Origin of the sequence: Cupriavidus agavae (assembly GCF_004217045.1) — a bacterium.
Taxonomy (GTDB): domain Bacteria; phylum Pseudomonadota; class Gammaproteobacteria; order Burkholderiales; family Burkholderiaceae; genus Cupriavidus; species Cupriavidus agavae.
The window spans coordinates 1,301,529-1,317,454 of the sequence record NZ_SGXM01000001.1 but is presented as its reverse complement, the minus strand read 5'-3'; the positions used below and the strand labels follow the sequence as shown (position 1 = coordinate 1,317,454).

Genomic DNA, 15,926 nt, shown 5'->3' with positions numbered 1-15,926 from the left:
TAGACTCGTCAGGTTTCACAGTGCGCTCCCGCGCCGGCCACTGCGGCCCGCGCCGGGCTGCCGCCGCCCCCCAGGACGCAAGGAGACGCCCCGCATGTACGCAGAGTCCGCGCTTGACCGCCGCTCCACCGATCCCGCCACGTCGGCGGTGGCCGATCTCCCGGCAGGTTCCGCGAATGGCGTGATGCCCGCGTCCGCGCCGCGCGATCTGCGCCGCGTGCCGATCCATCCCGATTACTGGTATCCGCTGGCGTGGTCGCGCGAGGTCAAGCCTGGCAAGGCCCACGGCGTGACGTTCGCCGGCGATCCGATCGTGATCGTGCGCACCGCCACGGGCAGGATCTTCGCGCTGGAAGACCGCTGCGCGCACCGGCAGGTGCCGCTGCACGCCGGCGTGGTGGACGGCGAATCGATCCGCTGCTGCTACCACGGCTGGACGTACGACTGCTCGGGCCGCTGCATCGACGTGCCGTACCTGGGCAAGGAACGGCTGCCCAACGGCGTGCGCGCCTATCCGTGCGAGGAACGCGCCGGGCTGATTTTCGTGTTTCCGGGCAACCCGGCGCTGGCCGAACAGCGCGCGCTGCCGGAATTCGCCTCGGTGGCCGATCCCAAGTACAAGACCCGCCGCCTCGGCCGCGCGGTGAAGTGCCACTACTCGTTCATGCACGAGAACCTGATGGACATGAACCACCAGTTCCTGCATCGCAAGCAGATGGGCATGATGCGGGCGCGCTCGCTGGGCCGGCGCCGTGGCGAGGGCTATGTGGAGGTGGACTACACGTTCGAGCGCGAGCAGGGCAAGCAGCCCGTGGGCGAGGCGCTGGTGTTCGGCAAGGATGGCGGCCAGAACAACAAGGACGTGATGACGGTGCGCACCGGCTATCCGTACCAGACGCTGCAGATCCGGACGTCCTCGGGCACGCTGGTCATGGACCTGTGGATCGCCTACGTGCCGCTGGACGCGGCCCAGCGCACCAATCGCACCTTCGGCACGCTGTCGATCCGCCGGCCCGGCGTGCCGTTCGCGCTCGACCTGGCCTGGCCGCTGCTGGTCTGGTTCACCGAGCGGATCTTCAAGGAAGACCGCGAAATCGTGGAAATGGAACAGGCCGCCCACGACCGGCAGGGCGAGGACTGGAACCACGAGGTGTTTCCTGTCATCAAGGAGCTGCGCGAGCTGCTGCGCGAATGCGGCGCCCGCACCGTGATTCCGATCCACCCCGTGCAGGGTTGACACTGTCCGGCCCGCGCCGGCCGCGCTCTGGCTTTCAAACTGAAAGCCAGAGCGCGGCATCTGCAGCCAGTACATCCGGTGCGCGGGCTCGGGTTACCATCGCAACCGTCTGAATCTGTGTCCTTGGCTCCCGCCGGAGCCATCCGGGGAGACCGCATGACGATTGGTTCGCAACGGGCGCCAGGCTGGCTGGCGCAACTATCGATGATCCTCGTGGCCGGGCTGGTCTCGGCCTGCACGAGCCTGCCCCAGCGGCCGGAACTGCCGCCCGAGATGGCGCTGCAAGACACCGCCGATACCGCGCTCGCACGCGGCCTCGCGCCCCGGCTGGCCCAGCACCCCGGCGAATCGGTCTTCTACCCGCTGCTGGCCGGCACCGACGCGTTTGCCATGCGCATCGCGCTGGCGCGCACGGCCCAGCGCAGCCTGGATGTCCAGTACTACATCTTCGAGGCCGACAGCACCGGCCTGACCCTGCTGGCCGAGATCATGGCGGCCGCCGACCTTGGCGTGCGGGTGCGCGTGCTGCTCGACGACATCCACTTGGCCGGGCAGGACAAGCCGCTCTCGGCCGTGGACGCCCATCCCAACATCGAGGTGCGGGTCTTCAACCCGTTCGCGAGCCGCAAGATGCGGTTGTTCGAGTACGTGACCGATTTCCGGCGCATCGACCGCCGCATGCACAACAAGTCGATGACCGCCGACAACCAACTGACCATCGTCGGCGGGCGCAACGTGGGCGACGCCTACTACGGCGCGGCCGATACCGATTTCACGGACCTCGACCTGCTGGCCGGCGGACCGGTGGTGCCGCGCGTCTCGGCGGTCTTCGACGACTACTGGAACAGCGCGGCGGCCTATCCACACTCGGCGCTGGCCAGGCCGCTGGAAGGCGACGACGCCGCCACGCAGCAGCAGACGCTGCGCACCTACCTCGACGAACACGCGGTGGCGATGCGCGCCACGCCCTATGGCAAGTCCGTGCTGGAGACTGGCATCGTCCAGTTGCTGGCGCAGGACCGGCTGCCCGACTACTGGGGCCAGGCCACCGTGATTGCCGACCGGGCCGCCAAGGTACTGGCGCCGCCCGACGACGACTCCACGCACGCCATCCCCCAACTGGTGACATTCCTGGAGAGCGCCCGGCACGACCTGACGCTGATCTCGCCGTATTTCGTGCCGCCCGACTCCGCCATGGCGTGGCTGATCGGCATGCAGAAGCGGGGCGTGCAGGTACGGATACTGACCAATTCCTATGGCGCCACCGACGTCTCGGCCGTCCATGCCGGCTACTCGCACCGGCGCCGCGCGCTGCTCGAAGCCGGGGTGATCCTCTACGAGCTGAAGCCCACCGCCTACGCCGAACTGGCCAGGCAGAAGCGCCGCCACGGCCCGGGCGGCAGCAGCCGGGCGAGCCTGCACGCCAAGACCTATATGGTTGACCAGCATCAACTGTTCATCGGCTCCCTGAACCTGGACCCGCGCTCGGCCAGGCTCAACACCGAGATGGGAATCGTGGTCGACAGCAAGGAGCTATGCGCCATGCTGAGCCAGGGCGTGGACGAATCGCTACTCGATGCGGCCTATCAGGTGGTGCTGTCGGAAGACGGGAAATCGCTGCAGTGGGTGACGCGCGAGGGCGGGGTGCTGCGAACCTACGACAGCGAGCCCGACATGAACGCGTGGGACAAGTTCAAGCAGGGGGTGTTGCGGTTGCTGCCGGTGGAGGAGGAGTTGTAGGAGCGTTTGTTTTTTCCGCTACTACTTCCCCAGCAATTCCCTGAACCCTGCCACCAGCCGGTGCATGTCGGCCGCGTGCAGCGCACCCATCGTAGAAATCCTAAAAAGTTGCGACGACAACCCGCCTTGCCCGGCATAGATGACAAAGCCGCGCGCCTTCAGGCCATCGTGCAACTGTTCGTAGCTCACGCCGGCCGGCAGCTTGTACGCGCGGAGCACCACCGACGACTGGGCCGCCGGCCAAAGCGCCTCGATACCCAGTGCGGCCAGTCCCGAGCGCACTTCCTCGGCCAGTGCCGCGTAGCGCTGATGCCGGCCTTGCCAGCCGCCTTCCTCGGCATGCTCGCGCAGCGCCTCGACCAGCGCGTAATAGGCGTGGACCGACGGCGTGAACGGCGTGTTGCGCTGGTCCTGCAGCTTGGCCAGGCGGGCGATGTCGAGGTAGTAGGTCCGGCTGGCGGCGTTGGCCAGCGCGTCGCGGCGGGCGATCACGAACGCCGCGCCGGGCACGCCGTGCAGGCACTTGTTGGCCGTGGCCGCCACCGCGTCGATATTGCCGCCGAAGTCGATCGCCTCGGCGCCGAAGCTGCTCACGGCATCGACCAGCAGCCGCTTGCCATGTTGCTGGCACAGCGCGTCGATGCCCGCGATGTCATTGAGCCGGCCGGTGGTGGTCTCGTGGTGGATCACCGCCACATGGGTGATGGCCGGGTCCGCGCCCAGCGCCGCGTCAAGGCGGGCCAGGTCGGGCGCTTCCATCCACTCGTGCCTGACCACCGCGTGGCCGATACCGTACTGGGCGGCGATCTGGGCAATGCGCTCGCCGTAGACGCCGTTCTGCACGATCAGCAGCTTGCCCTGGGCCGGTACCAGCCCGGCAATCATGCTTTCCAGCGCGGCGGTGCCCGAGCCGGTCATCAGCACGGCCGACCACTGGGCCGGGGCCAGGCCGTACACGCCAAGCAGACGCTCGCGCGCCTCGTCCTGCAGGTCGAAAAACTCGCTCTCGCGGTGGCACAGGTCGGTTTGCAGCAGGCTCTGGCGCACGCGTTCAGACAGCGTGACGGGGCCCGGATTCAGCAGCAGCATGCGGTTCCTCAGTCGTTCAGGCGTGTTGGGTGGTGCCCAGATCGGCGCCGATCTGGCGGGCCAGGCGCGTGCGAACCTGCACGGGCGTGACCGACGGACGCGGCAGGCCGTCCGGCGAGCCGGGGCGGGTGCGCAGGCCGATGAAGCTCGGTCCCGAGGTTGCATCCAGCGCACGGGCCAGTGCGGCGTCGAGCATGTCGAGGTTGTCGCCCTCGATGGCGGACGCGTAGCCGCAGGCTGCCGCTACCGCCGCGAACGACACGTTGTGCGAGACCGTGGCCTGGCCGCCCGTCGAATCGTGCGCGTTGTTGTCCAGCAGCACGTGCGTCAGGTTGGCCGGACCATAGGCGCCGAGCGTGGCAAACACGCCCATGCGCATCAGCGCGGCGCCGTCGCCATCCACGGCCACCACCCTCAGGTCCGGGCGCGCCATGGCGAGGCCCAGCGCGAACGGCGTCAGGCAGCCCATCGAGCCCACCATGTAGAGCTGGTTCGGCCGGTCGTCCAGCGCGTAGAGTTCCCGGCCGCAGAAGCCGGTGGAGGCCAGCACCACCGTCGAGCCGACCGGAGTCTGGGCGATGACGCGCTGCAACGCCTGCTGGCGGCTCGGCAGTTCCTGCGCACCGGCATCCGACACCTGCGGCGTGGCCCGGGGGCGCGCCACCGGAGGCGTCTGGGCCTTGAGCGGGTAGGGCGCGACGCTGCCCTTCTGCATGATCAGCGCGTACGGCCGTCCCGTGGCGTCCATATGGGCCACGGCACGGTCCAGCGCGGGGCCCACGGCATCCGGCTCGGTCGGGAACAGCTCCCATGGGATTTCCATGGTGTCGAGCATGGCCGGCGTGACCGGTCCCATCAGCGCATGCTGCGGTTCGTCCGCCGCGCCGCCGGGCTGGCCGCGCCAGGTAACGATCAGCAACTGGGGCAGCCTGAACGTCCAGGTCAGCGACGTCAGCGGGCTCACGGCATTGCCGAGGCCCGAATTCTGCATCATCGTGATGCCGCGCACGCCGTCGCGTGCGCCTTGCGTCACACCAGCAATGAAGGCGACGGCGTCGCCTTCATTCGCTGCCGAGACGTAGTGCAGCGAATCGTCCTGCACCACGTAGTTGATGAACGGCGTCAGGTACGAGCAGGGCACGCCCGCGTACCACGAGAAGCCGCGCTCGCGCGCGGCTTCCACGAACTGGACCGCCTCGATCATTGGGCCGCCTCGCCGGCGTTGTTGCCCAGCGCGTACGGGGTCTGCGTGTGGGCGAAGTCGCCGGCACGTCGGAAATCGTCCAGATCGTTGACGCCGCGCCAGTGGCCGTGCACGTACTTGACCTCCACCTTTTCGCCGGCCTCGACCAGCGCGTTGAGCAGGTCGGGGAGGTCGAGCTTGTCGAAGTCGGGGCGTTGGCGCAGTTCGCCGAGCAGCGTCTGCAGGCGGGCCAGGCCCGCGCCGCGCACGTTCAGCAGGCCGATCCAGCGGCCGTTGGGCGCGTCGCCGGCCGGCACGTCGTCGGCAATCTTCTTCAGCGTGATGGTCTGGCCGAACAGGTCGCGGTCGTCGCCGGCCGAGCACCAGGCGAAGTCACGCACGCTCTGGTTCGACGGCGCCGAGGCGGACGAATCCACCACCACGCTGAACAGCGCGTCGGTTTCCACGAGGTCGCGCAGGATGTAGCTGCGGAACAGCAGGTCGCCGTAGGCGATCACGGTGTCGGTCTTCAGCGCGCCGGCCGCGCAGGCCAGCGACGCCAGCTCGCCGGTCTCGGCATGGCGTTCGTTACGCACCAGGTTGATGCCGGCCGCGTCGATGGCCTCGGCCTTGTAGCCGCCCACCACCGTGATGTCGTTGATGCCCTGGTTCTTGAAGCCGTCCACCAGCCAGCGCAGCAGCGGCTTGCCGGCCACCGGCAGCATGACCTTGGGCTTGTCCTCGGTCAGCGCTTCCAGGCCCTTGCCGCGGCCCGCGGCCAGCACCACGGCCGAGCCGGGCGCCTGGCCGCCGGTCAGGTAGATCTTCTCGGCGGCCGAGTATTCGTCGGCATCCTGCAGGCGGAAAATCTCGTTGACGGTGGCGATGCGGTCTTCCACGTTGACCAGCGTCTCGTTCTCGTAGATGTCCTTGGCCACGGCCTGCATGCCCGAGGCGGCCACGCGGATCAGGTGGTTGGCCCAGATGATCAGGCTGATGCCAGCCTTGCGGAACACGTCGGTCGGCGTGCTGTAGTACTTGGTGGGCACGATCACCAGCGGGCTGCGGCCGGCCCACTCGCGCGCAAAAGTGACGATTTCGTCAGCCTTCGACAGCTTGCTGTGGATCAGGATGGCATCGGCGCCAGCCTGGCGGTACGCCTCGGCGCGGCGCAGGGCTTCTTCCATGCCCCAGCCGGCGATCAGGGCTTCCACGCGGGCCACGATCGAGAAATCGTCATCGGCCTGCGAATCCTTGCCGGCCTTGATCTTGCCGCAGAACTCGTCCACGTCCGCCAGCGGCTGCTGCTCGCCGCCGATGAAGCTGTTGGTCTTCGGGAAGATCTTGTCCTCGATGCAGACGCCGGCAATGCCGCGCTGTTCGAGCTTGCGCACCAGGCGGCGCATGTTGTTGAAGTTGCCGTAGCCGGTGTCGCCGTCCAGCAGGATCGGCAGGTCGCTGGCGTCGGCCATGAATTCGAGGTTGTCGACTACCTGGGTCCAGCTGGCCTCGTTGTTGTCGCGCACGCCGAACTGGGCCGAGATGGCCAGGCCCGAGGCCCAGATGCCCTTGAAGCCGGCCTCGCGCACGATGCGCGCGGACAGGCCGTTGTGGGCTTCCATGATGAATTCCAGTTCGCTGGACGTCAGCATCTGGCGCAGGCGCGCCGCCCGCGACAGCGGCGTGGCGTTGGACGAGGCAAGCAGGTTCGGGTCGATGGCGTTCATTGGGCGATTCCTACAGGCAGAAGTTGGGGCAGGACTTCTTCAGCGGCGCGTGCGACGTCGCCCGGGAAATCAATCTCGATCCACGGGGCGCCGGTCACATCGGCGGTATCAAAAACGTGCGATTGTTCGAGCAGCAGGTCGCGCACGGCTTCCTCGTGCGGCAGGTTGGCGCGGCCCGAATCGACGTAATCCTTGACGATCCCGGCCAGGCGGCGCGCGCAATCCTCCTTGAAACGGAAGAAGCCGACCGATTCGCCGATGGTGTCGTATTGAAGGTCGGCCATCAGCTGCTTGCGCAGTTCCACGGGCACGCCGTCGCGCAGGCAGAGCTTCACGGGCTCGTCGCCGGCCTCGAAATCGCGGTCGATCAGCAGGCGGTTGGCGGTCTGGCCGGCCACCAGCTTGTTCATGATGCGCTCGTCGTAGAGCACGTCCGCGTCCATCAGCAGCACGTCGCCGCCGCGCGTCATGGCGTCGGCCACGGTATGCACGGTCAGCACGCTGCCCAGGTCGTAGCGCGGGTTGATCACGATTTCCAGGTCGCGGCCCAGCCGGGCCAGCTCGTCCTGTACCTGCTGCGGCTCGAAGCCGAGCGCCAGCACCACTTCGGTCACGCCGGCGGCGTCGAGCAGGCGCAGGTGGCGCTCCAGCAGCGTCATGCCGTCAAAGCGCAGCAGGCACTTCGGAAACTGCTTGCCCTGCTGTTGCTGGAGCCGCAGGCCGAGGCCGGCGGCGAGAATGATTGCGCGCATCGTATTTTTCTCAAAATTTGGGGCAGGCCCCGTCGTTCCCGTCGTTCCCGTCAGTCCGACCCTTGCAGCGCGGCCGTGGCGGCACGCCGGCGCTGGTACTTCCGTTCACTGAAATGCAGGTACACCAGCCCGGGGATGCCGAGCAGCAGTTCGCGCACGCGCTTGGCCAGCGACAGCGCCAGCGCGGCGTCCGGCGGCAGGCCCACGAGCGGCGCCAGCAGCAGGTAGCCGCCTTCCTGCGCGCCGAGCGACCCGGGGATGGCAAAGGCGGCGCCCCGGATGGCCTGGCCGACGCTCTCCAGCAGCAGCGCCTCGTGCCAGCTCACCGGATGCCCCAGGAAATGCATGATCAGCCAGACTTCGCCGGTGCCGGCGAGCCAGCCGAGGAGGTTAAGCCCAAAACTGGCCGCCACCTTTTTCCGATCCCGGTACAGTTCCCGAATCGCACTGTCCACGGCATCGGCCCGCAGCGCCAGCCCGGCCCAGCGGCCGGCACCGGCCACGCCCTCGTCGGCAGACTTGCGCTTGCCGAACAGCTTCTGCCCGATCCGCATCATGCGCCCGAACATGCCGCGCCGCTGCAGCACGCAGAATGCCAGCACGCAGGCGCCCAGCACCACGGTCACGGCGATGATCGGCGTCTGGTAACCGGACAGGTCGCCATTGGCGCCGAACACGATGATACCGAGCAGCGCGAACAGCATCTGCGACAGCGCCTGGGTGGTGGTACTGACGGTGATGGCCGCCGCGGCGTCGCGCATGCGGGCGCCGTGGTGCGACAGGTAGCGCACCATCAGCACCGGCCCGCCGATCTGTCCGGCCGGCAGCAGGCTGTTGACCGATTCGCCGGTCCAGCGCGCCTTGAGCGCGCTGCAGAACGAGCCATGGCGCGTCTTGCGGTCGAGCAGCACGGCAATGGCCCCGGCGTCGAGCATCAGCGGCACCAGGTGGAACGCCGCCACCACGGCCAGCCCCCAGCCGGCCGACATCAGCGTGGTGGTGACCGCGCCAAAACCCTGCCAGGCCAGCAGGCCGACGAACAGCGCCGCGCCGATCGACAGCAGGAGGAAAGCAGCACGACTCACGGCCGGTTACTTCCCGCCCAGCAGGCGCCTGAACACCTGGCGGAAGCCAAAGTACGCCACGGCGTCCTTCATGTTGGAGATGAAGCGCAGCCACGGGCGCATGCCCGGATCGGTCACGTACTCGAAGGTCAGCGAGACGCGGATCTCGTTCGGGCCGGCCGGCGTGATGCGGTGGCGCAGCTTGTCGCCATCGAACAGCACGATGCCGCCCGGCGGGATCTGTACCGAGCCGGGCTCGTCGGCCACGTCCGGATTGCGGGTGTGCAGTTCATAGTCCAGCCGGCAGGACGATTCATCCAGCACACCGATCAATAGCGTGTAGCGGCGGCCGTCGTAATAGGAGGTGTCGTAGTGCCAGCCGATGTGGTCGCCCTGGCGCGTGTAGTAATAGAGCGCGTAGGCGTGGGGGTCACCATCGGGGCAGACCTGCAGCGGGTCGCCGCTGATCTGTTCGAGCCAGCCGATCAGCGCCTTCGAGCGGTACAGCTCGGCGATGAACGGCGCTTTCTCGTCGATCGTGTGGCGGCTGACGCTGCCGCCCTGCTTGTGGCCGGGCAGGTAGTTGCGGTTCAGCCCGGGCTGCAGCGCCCGGGCCAGCGCCACCAGTTGCGCGGTTTCCTCGGGGGCCAGAAAGCGGTCCAGGTACAGGAAGGCGCCCTGGCGCTCGAAGTCGGCGCGCAGCGCCGGGGTGTCGAGCTGGCTGACCACGCGGGCCACGGCCGGGTCGGGACGGCCGTGCGGCGGGGCCGGAACCGGGGCGGGCGGGGCAGCAAAGGGCAGGTCGCTGGTGGCGTGCTCGCTCATGGGAATCTGGGAAATCTCGGGAATCGGGTAACTCGGTCGGTCAGCGTTCCGGGGTGGCCGCCACGGGCCGGCGCATGACGCGCCAGTAATCGACGATGACCAGCACGGCAAACAGCGGCGCGCCAATCGACGCAGCCGTCAGGAACGGGCCGATGCCATTGGTCAGCGTGACCAGCGGCAGCAGGTACAGCACGTCCTCGGTCTCGAAACCGGCCGCCGACGCCTGTTTGGTGCCGCTCTTGCCAACCCGCGATTCTATACGCATGCGCAGGAAGAAGATCAGCGCCACGGCCAGCCCGGCCACCGTGCCGCGCAGCACCGGGCCGAAAGCCGGCCCGAACGCGCCGGCCGCCTCGGCCGTGGTATTGGCGATGGCCAGGCCGAAACCGACGAACAGCAGCACGGTCACCAGCGCATCGGCGGCCAGGTCGTAGAAATGCCCGAGCTTGCTGCCCTTGCCGCTGATCCGGGCCAGTTCGCCATCGGTATGGTCGACAAAATTCGACAGCACCACCAGCAGCGCGCCCCAGTTGGTCCAGGCATAGCCGCCCTGGGCGATGCAGCCGACGCCGGCCACGCCAATCAGCAGGCGCAGCGTGGTCAGGTGGTTCGGGGTGACACGGGTGTTCTTGAGGGGCCGCACCAGATGGCGGGCAAGGCGGGCATCCCAGGTAGCCGGCAGCGGCGGTTCATCCGGGAATTTGGGGGATTTCTGGTTCATCCTTCAACAATCAGGTGGGCGGTCCTGGACACCCCGGCGGGCGCGCCGGCAGGGAATCCGGAGCGCCGGGCGATGCAGAACACTACGCCTGCGACGCGGGAATGACAAGGTCGTGAGAATACGCCCTTTCCCGCACCGCTGCACGCAGGGCGGCCCGCGCGGCGGCGTGGGCGCCACACGGCAGGCCGCCGGTTTTGCTGTCCGGCCACGAACCCGCTTAGACCGCCTGACAAAAGAATTGAATTCCGAACGGCCGGCTGCCGGGGGACGATGGATGCCTCTTCCCCTGACGCACGGCCTTGACCATGGCAATCCTTTCCACCCGATCCGCAATCGCCGCCGCAGCGCTGCTGCTGATGCTCTCCGTTCCCGCGCAGGCCGCCAGCGAGCCGGCCGCGAAGCTGCCGCCCGGCCCCGTGGCCGGTACCAGCCTGCCACAGTCCTACGTGCACAACCTCGCCAAGATGGCCTACATCTGGGGCTGGCCGATGGTCAATATCCACAACCGGCACATGGTGTTCTCCAAGGTGCCCGAGAACGGACTCGGCGATGGCGTGCTGCCGGTGGCGCCGCTGAACCGGCTGACCATGCTGACCGACTACATCCAGCCCGAGGAGCGTGCGGTGGCCACGCCGAACCAGGACGTGGTCTACGGCTTCGGCATCCTGTCGCTGGAGAAAGAGCCCGTCATTTTTCAGGTGCCCGACTTCGGCAACCGCTTCTGGGTCTACCAGCTTGGCGACCAGCGCACCGACACGCTCGGCGGTGCCGGGCGCATGTACGGCACCAAACCCGGCTTCTACATGGTGGTGGGGCCCGACTGGAAGGGCAAGACGCCCAAGGGCGTGCGGGGCGTCTACCGCTCGTCCACCAACATCGCCTACATCATCCCGCGCGCCTTCCTCGACGATACGGCCGAAGACCGCAGGGCCGTGCAACCGGTGGTCAGCCAGATCCTGGCCTACCCGCTCAGCGAGTTCGATGGCCGGATGAAGACCAGGGACTGGTCGAAGATCCCGAAACTCTCCGACCCCGCCGGCGGCAAGCAGGGCAGCGGCGCGGAAACCCAGTGGGTCAAGCCCGAGGCGTTCTTCAAGGAACTGCCCGCCATCATGAAGGAGGTGCCACCGCAGCGGGGCGAGGAGGCGCTGTACGCGTGGTTCCAGTCGCTGCTCGACGCCGCCGCGAAAGACCCCGCCGTGGCCGATACGCTGGCCAAAGCCGCCGTCGAAGCCGACAAGGAGATGATGACCGAAATGCACCGGTATTCCCGCGCGGGCGTGCCGGTGGGCAATGGCTGGGTGGCGCCGATGAACGGCGCGGAGTTCGGCACCGACTATTACAGCCGGGCGGCGGCGGCCAAGGCCAACATCTTCGTCAATCCGCGCCGGGAGTCGGCCTATTACGGCCAGGAGTTCGATGCCGGAAATGCCCGGCTGAACGGCGCCAACGCCTATACGATCACCTTCCCCAAGGGCGGGCTGCCTCCCGTGAACGGTTTCTGGTCGCTCACGCTCTACGACGACGCCCACTTCTTTGCGCCGAACGAGATCAAGCGCTACTCGCTCGGCACCAAGAACAAGGACCTCGTCTACAACCCGGACGGCTCGTTGACGCTCTATGTCCAGAATGCCCGTCCGGCCGCCGGCAAGCTGGCCAACTGGCTGCCGGCCCCCAAGGGCGATTTCGAGCTGTTCATCCGCGCCTACTGGCCCAAGGCCGAGATCCTGCAGAACAACTGGACGCCGCCGCCGGTGCAGAAGGCCAGCGCGAACTGAACGGGGGGTGGCCCGACAGATCGGGCGCGGCAGGCGTTGAATCCTCAACTCGGCGCAATGACGTTCTCGTTACAATCCTGTCATGGCCACCCAAGCAGCACGTAGTGCATCCACCCGACAGGCATTGATCGATGCCGCCACGACCTTGCTGATCGAGCAAGGCTATGCCGCATTTGGCGAAGCCCGCGTCTGCGAGATCGCCGGCATCAGCCGTGGCTCGCTGCGGCACCAGTTTCCGGAAGGGCGCTACGACCTGCTGCCGGCCATGGTGGCCGCGCTGATCGACACCGAGGCCGGCAAGCTGACCGCGCTCGGGCCGATGCCCGCCCGGGTGCGCATGCACCTGATGCTCCATACGCTGGTGCATCGTCGGCAGCGCCACACCTCGCTGGCAATCCTGGAAGTCTGGATGGCCTCGCGCGGCGACGAACGGCTGGCCGAGGCCGTCGGGCCGCTGCTGGCCGCCGTGCCCGAACGCCTGTTCGGGCAGGACCCCAAGGCGCCGCCCGAGCCCGAGTTGCTGGCGCTGCGCCTCGTCCTGCATGGCGCCACGCTGCACAGCTTCGCCGCTGACTACAACGCCAATCGCCTGGCCGATTCGGTGCAATGGCTGATCGACCGCCTCGAACCCCCGCCCGAACTCGCGGCCGTACTCGCCCGCATCGCCGCGATGCAGCGATAGCCCATCACTAAAGTTCTTGCTTAACTGTCCTGCGGCTCTACACTAAAGGACATGCTTAACCATTTCGATCCGAAGCCCGATCCGCTCGACGCCACTTTCCGGGCGCTGGCCGACACCTCGCGCCGCACCATGCTGATCCAGCTCACGCACGGTCCGCAGTCCGTGGCCGAACTGGCCCGGCCGCTGGCGATGTCGCTGCCCGCTGTCATGCAGCATCTGGGCGTGCTGGAACAGGCCGGCCTGGTGACCACCGAGAAGGTGGGTCGCGTGCGCACCTGCCGGATCGCCCCGGCGGCCCTGGACCAAGCCAGTCAGTGGATCAGCGCGCGCCGCCGCGATTGGGAAAGCCAGTTCGATCGCCTTGGCGATTACCTCGAATCGATGAAAAAGGAGGCAACACCCGATGGCAACCCCGACTGATCCCCAGCAGCCCCGTGAATCCCTGACCGTCTCGCGCACGTTCAACGCGCCTCCGGAACTGGTCTTCCGCGCCTGGAGCGCCGCCGAACACCTCAGGAACTGGTTCTCGCCGCACGGCTTCACGATCCCCGAGTGCGAGGTGGAATTCCGCCCCGGCGGCAAGTTCGACCTGCGCATGACATCAGACGATGGCACCTATGACCAGTGGCTGCGCGGCCACTACGTGGAGATCGTCCCGCACAGCCGGCTGGTGCTCGACGTGACCGTCATCACGTTCGAAGGCAAACCGCTGTTCAGCGCACTGACGACGGTCGGGTTTGCACCCGTGAACGGCGGAACGGCGATGACCGTCAACCAGCGCTACACCGCGCTCGACCCGTCGATGGGCGACTTCACGCGCGGCGCCGAGGAAGGCTGGGCGCAGACGCTGGAACGGCTGGAGGCGGAGGTGGGGCGGATGGGGTAGGGCGGGCGGCTACTGGTCGCCCGCGCGAGATGCGCGCGTATAAATGTCGGCTGTCAGCACTTCCATATGGGCGGCGGGCGAGTGTAGCGGGGTGAAACCGAACTTTTCGTAGAGCCCCGCCGCTGTAGACGTGACCAAGGTAAAACGCCGAAGCCCCTGCAGCGATGGATGCGTCATGACGGCATATGAAGCGGATGACATTCCCCGCGACGGTTCAAGCATCTGCGATCGAGGCGATTTCTTCCTGTTCGCGCAGCGTGATGCCAAGCACCACGAGTGCGCTGCGCGCGTCGACCGCAAGGTAGCGATTCGGCAAGACCCCCGGGCCGGCCAAGGCCGCCAGAGCAGCGTCGATCGAGACCTGCAGATCTGGCGAAACGGCTACGACATCATTCCGTCCCGCCTTCAACCGCGCCCTGAAATGCCGCGCCACGATGCCGAGCACCCGCCGGACCGGTTTGCGTGCCGGAGTGGGTAACCCCGGCAGTGCCCGCTGCAGCGCCATCGTGCAATACCCCACCTGCAGTTCACGGAATCCGTCGGAAGCCAGCCGGCCCCCGCTGGCGCCGAGCCTTGGCATCAGTTGGCCGAGCCGGTCGAGCATGCGCGCGCCGGCGCGGGTATGCTCGTCGGCCACGCGCCATGTGGCGGCGCGGGCCAGGTCCTGCCAACCCGCCCGGATCAGCCGCCGGGCGGCGACGTGTGCGCCGAAGGGGCGCGCCAGCGTGGCCCACAGCGGGGCGAACAGCATGGCGGCGGCATTGGCCAGGCTTGTGTTGAACAGGCCCACGAAGTTGGCGTCGTAGACGCTCTGCACGTTGGCGAACGAGGCGGTGTTGACCGACAGCAGCATGGCGATCAACTGGAAGCCGGGCCGGGGCATCAGCAGGCCGATGGCCAGATAGGGCGCGGCGAGCATGCCGGCGAGCATGTCGAAGCTCTGGGCGTGCGGCACCACCAGAAACAGGTAGAACGACGTGATAAGCAGGCAGGCCGCGCTCCAGCGCAGGAACGGCCAGGCCAGCGGCCGGGGTTCGTCGATCGAGGCGAAGAAGCAGCAGGCGATGGCGGCCACGGCCACGGGGCCGCCGCCGTCCTCCCATCCGGAAAAAATCCACAACAGTCCGGCGCCGAAGACCGCCACACCGGCAGATGCCGCCCCGAACAGCAGCATCGCGTGGTCGTGGTGCGGCGCGGGGCCATGGTCAGCGGCGTCAGCTTCGGCAGCGGCGGTGTCGGACCTCGGCGCCGCGATGGCGGGCGGAGGCATCGTACGATCGCCAATTCCGGCCTGCAGCGCGGTGCAGCGGGCCAGCAGGGTTCGGTACTTCGCGTCGAGGTGGCGCGCGGTATCGGCCAGCACGGCCTGGGGAAATGGTGGATCGGCCTGGCGCGATGCCTGCCGCACCGTTGCCAGCGCGGACAGTACCGGCGTCAGCCCGAACATTGCCGTCCGCAGCGCGCTGGCATGGTTCAGGGTGCGTCGGGTTTCCGTGTCGAATGACAACTGGACGATCAACTGGTCGAGCGCCAGCATGTCCGCGGCCAGCCGGTGCCGGCTGATGGTGGCATGGGCGTCGCCGCTGGCGATATCGGAGGCCCAGTCCGCCGCGTCGGCGAGCCAGAGCCGGGCCCGGTCGCGCAGCGCCGGCGCCACGCGGGCGGGAAACACCACGGCATGCACCAGCGCGGCACAGACGATGCCGATCCCGATTTCCTCGACGCGGGCCACCGCGATGTCGAAAATCTCGCCCGGATGCATCACGGCCGGCAGCGCGACGATGGGCAGCGTATAGGCCGCCAGCAGGAACACATAGCTGCGCGGCGAGCGCTGCAGCAGCGACAGGTACACCAGCCCTACGATCCACAACGCGATGGCCCCCGTCAGCACGATCGGCATGTTGACCAGTTGCGGCACGGTCAGCACCGCAGCCGAGGCGCCCAGCACCGTGCCGGCCACCCGGTAGGCGGCTTTCGAGCGCGTGGCGCCGGTCAGCGGGTTCGACACGAAGTAGACCGTGGCCATGGCCCAGAACGGGCGCGGCAGGCCGAAGGACAGGGCGATATAGAGCGCGAGCATCGCGGCGGCGAATGCCTTCAGCGAAAACAGCCACTGTCGGGCATGCGGCCAGCTAGCCATATCGGTGTTCGCCGGTCACTCCGGCGGTATGGGGGCGGGGATCGCCAGTGTAAGCGGCGCGCCGGCATTCCCTCCATGATTTAAAATTCCGCATCTCAGTCG

The 15,926-nt window shown here is 67.9% G+C and carries 14 protein-coding genes; 6 read left to right on the top strand and 8 right to left on the bottom strand.

Features of this window, described 5'->3' with window-relative positions:
- Positions 1–94 precede the first annotated feature (94 nt).
- Positions 95–1,237 (top strand): aromatic ring-hydroxylating oxygenase subunit alpha, encoded by a 1,143-nt coding sequence (locus EV147_RS05950; protein ID WP_130390166.1) that lies wholly within the window; start codon positions 95–97, stop codon positions 1,235–1,237.
- A gap of 156 nt (positions 1,238–1,393) precedes the next feature.
- Positions 1,394–2,977, top strand: a complete 1,584-nt coding sequence (locus tag EV147_RS05945; protein ID WP_130390165.1) for a phospholipase D family protein — start codon at positions 1,394–1,396, stop codon at positions 2,975–2,977.
- A 21-nt stretch (positions 2,978–2,998) separates the two neighbouring features.
- On the opposite strand, the gene EV147_RS05940 is transcribed toward EV147_RS05945, so the two are convergent.
- From EV147_RS05940 to EV147_RS05910, 7 genes are read right to left on the bottom strand one after another with little or no spacing between them, the layout of a single operon-like run.
- Complete coding sequence (locus EV147_RS05940) at positions 2,999–4,066, bottom strand: 2-aminoethylphosphonate aminotransferase (protein WP_130390164.1); 1,068 nt, start codon at positions 4,064–4,066, stop codon at positions 2,999–3,001.
- A gap of 16 nt (positions 4,067–4,082) precedes the next feature.
- Positions 4,083–5,270: a phosphonopyruvate decarboxylase gene (aepY, locus tag EV147_RS05935; RefSeq protein ID WP_130390163.1), complete on the bottom strand. Its 1,188-nt coding sequence runs from the start codon at positions 5,268–5,270 to the stop codon at positions 4,083–4,085.
- Positions 5,267–6,976, bottom strand: coding sequence for a phosphoenolpyruvate mutase (gene aepX / locus EV147_RS05930; RefSeq protein WP_130390162.1), 1,710 nt, complete (start codon positions 6,974–6,976; stop codon positions 5,267–5,269). Before aepX ends, aepY begins: the two co-directional genes overlap by 4 nt.
- Positions 6,973–7,728, bottom strand: coding sequence for a phosphocholine cytidylyltransferase family protein (locus tag EV147_RS05925; protein ID WP_130390161.1), 756 nt, complete (start codon positions 7,726–7,728; stop codon positions 6,973–6,975). Before EV147_RS05925 ends, aepX begins: the two co-directional genes overlap by 4 nt.
- A gap of 50 nt (positions 7,729–7,778) precedes the next feature.
- On the bottom strand, positions 7,779–8,813 hold the full coding sequence (locus EV147_RS05920; RefSeq protein ID WP_130390160.1) for a flippase-like domain-containing protein: 1,035 nt from the start codon (positions 8,811–8,813) through the stop codon (positions 7,779–7,781).
- A 6-nt stretch (positions 8,814–8,819) separates the two neighbouring features.
- A complete protein-coding gene (locus tag EV147_RS05915) occupies positions 8,820–9,617 on the bottom strand; it encodes a HalD/BesD family halogenase (RefSeq protein ID WP_130390159.1) in 798 nt (265 codons plus the stop codon).
- Between the two features lie 40 nt (positions 9,618–9,657).
- On the bottom strand, positions 9,658–10,338 hold the full coding sequence (locus EV147_RS05910) for a CDP-alcohol phosphatidyltransferase family protein (RefSeq protein ID WP_130390158.1): 681 nt from the start codon (positions 10,336–10,338) through the stop codon (positions 9,658–9,660).
- Positions 10,339–10,643: 305 nt separating this feature from the next.
- Here EV147_RS05910 and EV147_RS05905 point away from each other — a divergent pair, with 305 nt between their 5' ends.
- The 4 genes from EV147_RS05905 (at position 10,644) to EV147_RS05890 (ending at position 13,684) form a co-directional block, all read left to right on the top strand.
- The gene (locus EV147_RS05905) at positions 10,644–12,116 is read left to right on the top strand and encodes a DUF1254 domain-containing protein (protein ID WP_130390157.1); all 1,473 of its coding nucleotides are present in this window, start codon (positions 10,644–10,646) and stop codon (positions 12,114–12,116) included.
- Positions 12,117–12,198: 82 nt separating this feature from the next.
- Positions 12,199–12,798, top strand: coding sequence for a TetR/AcrR family transcriptional regulator (locus tag EV147_RS05900; protein WP_130390156.1), 600 nt, complete (start codon positions 12,199–12,201; stop codon positions 12,796–12,798).
- Between the two features lie 51 nt (positions 12,799–12,849).
- The gene (locus EV147_RS05895) at positions 12,850–13,218 is read left to right on the top strand and encodes an ArsR/SmtB family transcription factor (protein WP_130390155.1); all 369 of its coding nucleotides are present in this window, start codon (positions 12,850–12,852) and stop codon (positions 13,216–13,218) included.
- On the top strand, positions 13,202–13,684 hold the full coding sequence (locus EV147_RS05890; RefSeq protein WP_130390154.1) for an SRPBCC family protein: 483 nt from the start codon (positions 13,202–13,204) through the stop codon (positions 13,682–13,684). Before EV147_RS05895 ends, EV147_RS05890 begins: the two co-directional genes overlap by 17 nt.
- A 214-nt stretch (positions 13,685–13,898) precedes the next feature.
- On the opposite strand, the gene EV147_RS05880 is transcribed toward EV147_RS05890, so the two are convergent.
- Positions 13,899–15,824 carry an FUSC family protein gene (locus tag EV147_RS05880; protein ID WP_130390153.1) on the bottom strand — a complete coding sequence of 642 codons (1,926 nt, stop codon included), beginning with the start codon at positions 15,822–15,824 and terminating at the stop codon, positions 13,899–13,901.
- Positions 15,825–15,926 lie beyond the last annotated feature (102 nt).

What these genes read in the sequence shown, in the direction of transcription:
- aepX (WP_130390162.1), bottom strand. Translation starts at nt 6,976, where the DNA reads ATGAACGCCATCGACCCGAACCTGCTTGCCTCGTCCAACGCCACGCCG.
- EV147_RS05910 (WP_130390158.1), bottom strand. Translation starts at nt 10,338, where the DNA reads ATGAACCAGAAATCCCCCAAATTCCCGGATGAACCGCCGCTGCCGGCT.
- EV147_RS05950 (WP_130390166.1), top strand. Translation starts at nt 95, where the DNA reads ATGTACGCAGAGTCCGCGCTTGACCGCCGCTCCACCGATCCCGCCACG.
- EV147_RS05900 (WP_130390156.1), top strand. Translation starts at nt 12,199, where the DNA reads ATGGCCACCCAAGCAGCACGTAGTGCATCCACCCGACAGGCATTGATC.
- EV147_RS05915 (WP_130390159.1), bottom strand. Translation starts at nt 9,617, where the DNA reads ATGAGCGAGCACGCCACCAGCGACCTGCCCTTTGCTGCCCCGCCCGCC.
- EV147_RS05895 (WP_130390155.1), top strand. Translation starts at nt 12,850, where the DNA reads ATGCTTAACCATTTCGATCCGAAGCCCGATCCGCTCGACGCCACTTTC.
- EV147_RS05945 (WP_130390165.1), top strand. Translation starts at nt 1,394, where the DNA reads ATGACGATTGGTTCGCAACGGGCGCCAGGCTGGCTGGCGCAACTATCG.
- aepY (WP_130390163.1), bottom strand. Translation starts at nt 5,270, where the DNA reads ATGATCGAGGCGGTCCAGTTCGTGGAAGCCGCGCGCGAGCGCGGCTTC.
- EV147_RS05925 (WP_130390161.1), bottom strand. Translation starts at nt 7,728, where the DNA reads ATGCGCGCAATCATTCTCGCCGCCGGCCTCGGCCTGCGGCTCCAGCAA.
- EV147_RS05880 (WP_130390153.1), bottom strand. Translation starts at nt 15,824, where the DNA reads ATGGCTAGCTGGCCGCATGCCCGACAGTGGCTGTTTTCGCTGAAGGCA.
- EV147_RS05940 (WP_130390164.1), bottom strand. Translation starts at nt 4,066, where the DNA reads ATGCTGCTGCTGAATCCGGGCCCCGTCACGCTGTCTGAACGCGTGCGC.
- EV147_RS05890 (WP_130390154.1), top strand. Translation starts at nt 13,202, where the DNA reads ATGGCAACCCCGACTGATCCCCAGCAGCCCCGTGAATCCCTGACCGTC.
- EV147_RS05905 (WP_130390157.1), top strand. Translation starts at nt 10,644, where the DNA reads ATGGCAATCCTTTCCACCCGATCCGCAATCGCCGCCGCAGCGCTGCTG.